We start from the raw sequence: 6,807 nt of genomic DNA, 5'->3' as shown, positions 1-6,807 counted from the left end.
AGGACGTTTAGACGCAAGAAGGACGCTGAAGAGCTTAGTTGCGGATTTGAGGTCAAAGTGGAAGTGCCTGGAATACGGGAGAAGACAAAGTACAAGCATGGGGATATAACATTTCAAGATCAACAGATACACTATATGTTGTAAAAGGAGGAACTATTGGAGAAGGCATGATAAAAGGATATATAAAAAATGAGATAGCTATTCCAAAATATTTCTTTATGGCAGTACTTTTCCGTAGCGGAGATAATTATAAAGCAATAGGATTTTATATGCCTCACGAAAATCTTAAAGATGATCCTGACAAAAAAGACCCAAAGAAATATCTCATGTCGATTGATGCTTTGGAACAAGAAACTGGCATAGATTTCTTCCATAATCTACCCGACAATATCGAAAATACAGTAGAAGCAACTTATAATGTAAATGATTGGCAGTGGTAAAAAACAAGACACGTTACTAGCAATCATTAGATAAAAGATTTCATGTGATTTTTAAATATAATAAAAAAGAGGGGTGCACATTAATCTGGCATACCCTCTTTTAATATTTAGTCCTGAATTTTTATTATCCAGGCATCTTTACAAATCAGGAATAGCTTATTCATCCTTCATCATCCAGCAACCACCTCCACACCGGCACAACCCGAATCGTCTTCTCTCCTTCTACGATCATTTCCTCTTCGTCTCTGGTAATAATACACAGATCATCCACTGCCACATTTTCTGCAAGTTTCAGTAAGGCATTCACTTCTCGTTTTCGAGTCTCCGGATCTTTTAAACTATATGATACTTGTATGGCCTTATGCCCTTCATCCAGATAAAAGTCTACTTCTATATTCCGATGATAGAAATATAAAGCATCACCATACCGTTTCTTTAATGTAACTGCCACGAGATTTTCCAATAAAGAAGTTTCCGGATCCATTAAAAACAGACTAAGTATTCCATTATCCATAAAATAATATTTTTTATTGGACACTTTATCGGCTAACTTACTAGCGTAGTTTTCTAAAGAAAACATGATCCAGGTATCTTCCAGATAATTCAAATAGTCTATAATAGTATCAGTGGTAATCTTCTTGCCTGTGGAAGATACTAAATTAGCCAGACGAGTGAAAGAAGAAGGCTGCTTCACGCTTTCAGCCAGTTTTCGAATGAGTACCTTTAACGCCATATCATTTCGAATAGAATAACGAGCCACTAAATCACCGAAGAATATCTTATTAAAAAGACTACTCAGCCATTGTCGCTTCTCTTGTCCCTCGGCCACTAACAGTTCAGGCAAACCACCAAAACGAAAGTAAGTATCGAAATGTCGGACTACCTCCGAACGGTTCTTATAAATCCAAAGCTTATCTAATTGAACACCGTTAGATGACAAATACTCACGGAATGAGAAAGGATAGACGTATTGAATCATAAAACGTCCCCCTAGAGTAGTAGCTATATCCTTACTCAACATCTTAGCATTGCTCCCTGTTACATAAACCCTGTACTTCTGATCGGCAAGCCGTCGGACAAATTGTTCCCAATGCGGTACAATCTGTATTTCATCTAAAAAAAATATAGGACGATGAGAATACATCTCTTCATAACATCTCTTTATCATATCAAGATGTTCTGTATCCATACCAGCTATTCGCTCATCCTCAAAATTAAAGAAAAGAATCTCTTCCGGTGAAATACCTATCTCTATTAAATGATGTATCTGCTGATACATCAAATAAGACTTCCCAACCCGACGTAAACCTACAAAGACATAATTGAAGTTATCAGATAGAGTCACCGCACGTTTCACGAATGACACGCTCTTTACAAACTGCTGATATTCAGCTATCAATCCTTTTATCAGTTCCTTATTCATTTTACATTATCGATTATATTCGACAAATATAGATTATTTTTATCGAATATAGTCGACAAAAACACATCTATTTCATCGATTATATTCGACAAAATAGTAAATTACTAGAACTAGGACTAATGAAAAACGATCAATTGCTCCCCTTTCTTAAATATAAAAGAACAGCAACAAAACGAGATTACAAGCAATTACCACACCGAATCCTCCCAAAATCCAAGGACGAAGTTTACTCCCCTTCCCTGCAAAGAATAGAGCATAGAACATGTTTACCATTATATTGCTAATAATAGCCTGCATACTACAAGCAGTAATTATCAGTGCAGCCACACTGCCTGTATTTTGCAACAAGTTTAATATGAAAGGAGTTATATCACTAAAACCGGAAACAAAAGACAAGAGATTTAATCCGCCTGTGCCCGCATACACTAACGTATAGTGAGTTAAGAAAGTAAATATCACAAAGAGTACGGCAAAAATCAAAGCAACTTTAAATTCCAACGGGTTGCTACTATCATCTTCTTCTATTTCAGCAGGCTGGTCTTCCGGTCGTTTTTGTCGGGAATGGATAAACCAGGCAACAATAGCCGCCACCACGGCCATAGTCAACAGATACGGATAAATAGATAGGAAGATTTCTCTACTGAAAATAAGTATCAGTATCATAAATCGCAGAAACATCATGCTGACAGCCAGCAGCATGGCAGCAACATAATCAGTAGCTTCCTGTTCAGAGGCTTTTCGGCTTTTACGGGCAAGTACCGAGATCGTGGCCGTACTGCTGTATAATCCACCAATAATACCGGAAACTAACGTTCCGGATTCATGGAATACATACCTTTTTAATAGATAAGAGAGATAGGAAATGCCGGATACTACTACCGTTGCCAACCAGATAGAATAAGGAGTAAGATTAATATCCGGAATCAGATTCTTATGCGGAAGCATCGGTAATATAATACCACTGATAGCCAAGAACTTGGCTAACGTAATCATTTCATCATTCTTCATCCGTTGCGCAAACTCCGTAAAAGTATGTTTGAGTTCAGTCAGCAGAAGCACAGTCACAACTACCATGACATAAAACCAGGAAGGTTGGGTAGCTACGATAGGAGCCATACAATAAGTAATCAGGGCAATAATGATGGTAGTTACACCAAAAACATGAAATTGTGATTGCTTTACATAATAGTTTAATCCCAACAGCAATCCCAATACCGCTCCACCTCCCATAAACAGACGCATATCCGTAGGGTCTAAGATATAAAGCAAGTAACCCAGTATACCAATAAAGGTAAAGGTGCGGTCGGTTCCGAAAAGAGTAGTTTCACCCTCACGCTTCAGACTGATTCGACGTTGCGAAAGTCCGATTAATAAAGAAAACAAGGTTACTAAAACAAAAGTAACCAATTCACGCGGCACATAACTGTACAACTGTTCCATATCCATACACTGCTCTCTTTTTTATATAAGAACAAATATACGGTTTATTTGTTAACGCTCACCACGTTTTATACGGTTTTTTCATTAGCTGTGAGTTATAGTAGCGTATGTCGCCCGTTACCTCCTCACCAATAAAGTCGGGTTTTACAAAAGCCTCATCTTCCGATTCCAGCTCTACTTCTGCCACAATAAGTCCTTCATTCTCATCATAAAACTCGTCGACCTCAAATACATGTTTGCCACTACGTACCAAATAACGGGTCTTGTCAATAATCCCCGGTTCGCAAAGCCTCATCAATTCTTCTGCTTCTGATAAAGCCAGCTCCTTTTCCCATTCATAACGACTGGTACCGGAAGCATTAGAGGCTCCCTTTATTGTCAGATAACCTTTTTCATCCCGAATACGAACCCGGACAGTACGCCCGCGAGCACTACTGATATACCCCTGCACAATATGACTCTGCGCAAAAGCCGAAGACTTGAATTCACCGATAACTAAAAATTTACGTTCTATTTCCTGTGCCATGGCACAAAGATAAATTAAAAATTGAAAATTGAGAATTAAAAAATGATAGTTTGATACCTCACATCATGTATCAGAAAACTACAATTCTTAATTCTCAATTTTCAAGTCTCAATTTATTTCAGAATCTCGTCATAAACTCAATCACGATTTTGTCCCGTTCCGATTCTTTTGGAACGCCGGAGTTCTTATAGAAATATTTCTCGAAGTTCAATCGGAGGTCGGCAATGAAAGCTTTGGAAAGACTTAGTGTGATTCCACCTGTCACACGATGTCGGGCATAATCATTTATAATCAGAGCTTTTGTCGTTTCATCCATCTTACCATCACTATGATCGGTCATCATATCATAGCGAGCCAGGAAGGAGATTTTATTGAATACTTTCTTTAATGGTAAATCGTAATTAATAAAACTATTCACCGCATGAACATCTTTAAATGCTTCGTGGCCGTACATTTTATATAAATATTCCGCCTCAATATGAAAACGGTCATTCTGATAATAGATACCGGCATCGTACATATTAATCCGCACATTTTCCGGTTTTATCATTTGGGTGCTAAGTGTCAGATTCCAGTTCTTATTGGGCAGTAACTGCGCTTTTATGGAGTAATTCAGCGTTTTATGCCATTCTTTCTGATTTGTCAGACCGGAGCCGTTGAACAATCCCCCTTCAAGAATAAATGGGAAACCGTCTTTATTCGTATAACCAGCTGTGAAACCGACATCACGCACATTTCCTACTTGCTTGGCAATGAATGAACGGTTGGCAAAATACTGCTGATGTGGTGAGCGGTGAGCATCTATCGTGAAAGGAACGCGCATCTGACCGATCGTAAAATTCAGGTCTTTCACCGGAAAAACACGTGCATACGCATCAAGCATTTTAATGGAACCTTCGTCGGAAAGGTCGATTTCCGCTTTATAAGCAACTATCGGATGTACATTGCCCGAAACACTGAAGCGCGCGTTACGTACTTCAAAACGACTTTCACTTGTTTCTGTCTGGTATTCATATTTTCCCCGGATAGTTCCGTGAATCTCCGGCAGGTAATCCTTAAATTCCATTGTCTGCTTATCCAGCTTCTTGCCGTCCCCGGCATCTTCTTTTGCCTGTCCAAAGGCCATTGTCGCCAGCAAAAGCATGACGACGGTCGTTGTGATTCTACTCATTTCAGTTGTATGTTACTAAGTTCACGGCAAAAGTACAACTGTGAGGATACACGAAGATGACAAATCGAATACAGGAAAATGACAGAAAAGTTACATTCATATTACATAGAATACAAATGCATTACAAAACAAAGAGTTCACCACAGATTACGCAGATTAACACAGATTGGATTTGATATTCATTCTATCAATAGCCAAACAGTCTGGGTTGACCGTGTAATTTGTGGTGAACTTATCAGCCGAAAAAGGAAAATGCAATCAGCATAATCAATGCCAAAATAATTAATGAGACGAACACTATTTTGACAACCTTTTGAGCTTGTTCTTCTTCTTTTTTGGTAATCGCTACTTTTTTCTTCCCCTTACTCATAATAGTTAGCTTTTAAGTTCAACGCTAACAAAGTAAGTACAAATCTTTTAACTTTCCAAAAATAATTCTTGCTAATTTTATTTTTTATGATTCTTGTGAAGAAAACTCCATCAGATAAGCTTTGATAAAGCCATCTATTTTGCCATCCATCACACCGTTCACATCCGAAGTCTGATAGTTGGTACGATGATCTTTCACGCGACGGTCATCAAATACGTAGCTACGGATCTGGGAACCCCACTCGATCTTCTTCTTACCGGCTTCCACTTTCGCCTGTTCTGCCATACGATGCTGCAATTCCTTATCATACAAGATGGAACGTAGTTGACGCATTGCATTCTCACGGTTCTTCGGCTGGTCACGGGTTTCGGTATTTTCAATCAGAATTTCTTCTTCCTCACCGGTATAAGGATCTTTGTATTGATAACGCAAACGGACACCGGATTCTACCTTATTTACATTCTGTCCACCGGCACCACCGCTTCGGAATGTATCCCAAGAGATGTTGGCAGGCAAAATATTTACCTCGATACTGTCATCCACCAGCGGAGTAACGAATACAGAAGCAAAGGAAGTCATACGTTTACCTTGCGCATTGTACGGAGAAACACGAACCAGGCGGTGCACACCGTTCTCTCCCTTCAAATAACCGTATGCAAAATCACCTTCAATATTGATAGTACAGGTTTTGATTCCGGCTTCGTCACCTTCCTGAAGGTTGGCAATGGTAGCTTTATAACCGTTGGTCTCGGCATAACGCAGATACATACGCATCAGCATAGAAGCCCAGTCCTGACTTTCCGTACCACCGGCACCTGAATTGATTTTCAACACACAATCCATCTGGTCGGCTTCGTCACGAAGCATATTTTTGAGTTCGAGTGCCTCTACCGCTTCACTAGCTTTGGCGTAAGCAGCGTCCACATCTTCCTCGGTCACCAGTTCTTCTTTATAGAAATCAAATGCCAGTTCAAGTTCATCTGCCAATGTCTTGAGTTCGTTGTAGCCTTCAATCCACTTTTGCAGGTCTTTCACCAATTTCATTTGAGCTTCGGCCTTCTTCTGGTCATCCCAAAATCCCGGAGCTTGTGTTCTTAATTGCTCTTCTTCGACTTGAATTTTCTTCCCGTCGATGTCAAAGATACCTCCTCAGCGCATCAGTGCGCTCTTTCACGTCTTTAAGTTGTTCAATAGTAATCATTTGATTTACAATTTTATTATTTACAAAATTCAGATATCGGGGGACAAAGATAAGCAAAAATCTGCTACCTTTGTTTTTGTTATTAAAATGTTGTCATATTATGAACAAACTATTGAAACTTTCTTGCTTGTCACTCTTCCTGACATAATCTCTGGGTACTTCGGACATGACACCGGAGGAACTGAAAAGTGAATTCTATCGCTTGGCTTGTACTTTCTACGTATCTCCAGGCAACG

7 protein-coding genes are annotated in these 6,807 nt (G+C 39.2%); 1 reads left to right on the top strand and 6 read right to left on the bottom strand.

The window, feature by feature from the left end; genetic code table 11:
• Window positions 1-110 precede the first annotated feature (110 nt).
• A complete protein-coding gene (locus DW862_RS22105; RefSeq protein ID WP_243636521.1) occupies window positions 111-440 on the top strand; it encodes a DNA/RNA non-specific endonuclease in 330 nt (109 codons plus the stop codon).
• 160 nt (window positions 441-600) lie between these two features.
• On the opposite strand, the gene DW862_RS22100 is transcribed toward DW862_RS22105, so the two are convergent.
• From DW862_RS22100 to prfB, 6 genes are all read right to left on the bottom strand, one after another.
• Complete coding sequence (locus DW862_RS22100; protein ID WP_120070449.1) at window positions 601-1,863, bottom strand: ATP-binding protein; 1,263 nt, start codon at window positions 1,861-1,863, stop codon at window positions 601-603.
• Between the two features lie 147 nt (window positions 1,864-2,010).
• The gene (locus DW862_RS22095) at window positions 2,011-3,303 is read right to left on the bottom strand and encodes a DUF4010 domain-containing protein (protein ID WP_117683218.1); all 1,293 of its coding nucleotides are present in this window, start codon (window positions 3,301-3,303) and stop codon (window positions 2,011-2,013) included.
• A gap of 58 nt (window positions 3,304-3,361) precedes the next feature.
• Window positions 3,362-3,829 carry a CYTH domain-containing protein gene (locus DW862_RS22090; RefSeq protein WP_117683142.1) on the bottom strand — a complete coding sequence of 156 codons (468 nt, stop codon included), beginning with the start codon at window positions 3,827-3,829 and terminating at the stop codon, window positions 3,362-3,364.
• Window positions 3,830-3,947: 118 nt separating this feature from the next.
• The gene (locus DW862_RS22085; RefSeq protein ID WP_120070446.1) at window positions 3,948-5,000 is read right to left on the bottom strand and encodes a porin; all 1,053 of its coding nucleotides are present in this window, start codon (window positions 4,998-5,000) and stop codon (window positions 3,948-3,950) included.
• A 235-nt stretch (window positions 5,001-5,235) separates the two neighbouring features.
• Window positions 5,236-5,370, bottom strand: coding sequence for a hypothetical protein (locus DW862_RS26645; protein ID WP_049701693.1), 135 nt, complete (start codon window positions 5,368-5,370; stop codon window positions 5,236-5,238).
• Between the two features lie 84 nt (window positions 5,371-5,454).
• A protein-coding gene (gene prfB / locus DW862_RS22080) for a peptide chain release factor 2 (RefSeq protein ID WP_117683141.1) occupies window positions 5,455-6,571 on the bottom strand; the annotation gives its coding sequence in 2 pieces (ribosomal slippage) (window positions 5,455-6,507 and window positions 6,509-6,571; 1,116 coding nt in all).
• Window positions 6,572-6,807: the final 236 nt, after the last annotated feature.

The organism is Bacteroides sp. AM37-9 (genome assembly GCF_003603455.1).
In the GTDB taxonomy this organism is placed as follows: Bacteria; Bacteroidota; Bacteroidia; order Bacteroidales; family Bacteroidaceae; genus Bacteroides; species Bacteroides xylanisolvens.
Note: the sequence above shows the minus strand (reverse complement) of the source record. Positions and strands in the feature narration are given on the sequence as shown.

Excerpts from the sequence above, each read along its gene's own strand:
- DW862_RS22095 (WP_117683218.1), bottom strand. The coding sequence starts at position 3,303 with ATGGAACAGTTGTACAGTTATGTGCCGCGTGAATTGGTTACTTTTGTT.
- DW862_RS26645 (WP_049701693.1), bottom strand. The coding sequence starts at position 5,370 with ATGAGTAAGGGGAAGAAAAAAGTAGCGATTACCAAAAAAGAAGAAGAA.
- DW862_RS22090 (WP_117683142.1), bottom strand. The coding sequence starts at position 3,829 with ATGGCACAGGAAATAGAACGTAAATTTTTAGTTATCGGTGAATTCAAG.
- DW862_RS22100 (WP_120070449.1), bottom strand. The coding sequence starts at position 1,863 with ATGAATAAGGAACTGATAAAAGGATTGATAGCTGAATATCAGCAGTTT.
- DW862_RS22085 (WP_120070446.1), bottom strand. The coding sequence starts at position 5,000 with ATGAGTAGAATCACAACGACCGTCGTCATGCTTTTGCTGGCGACAATG.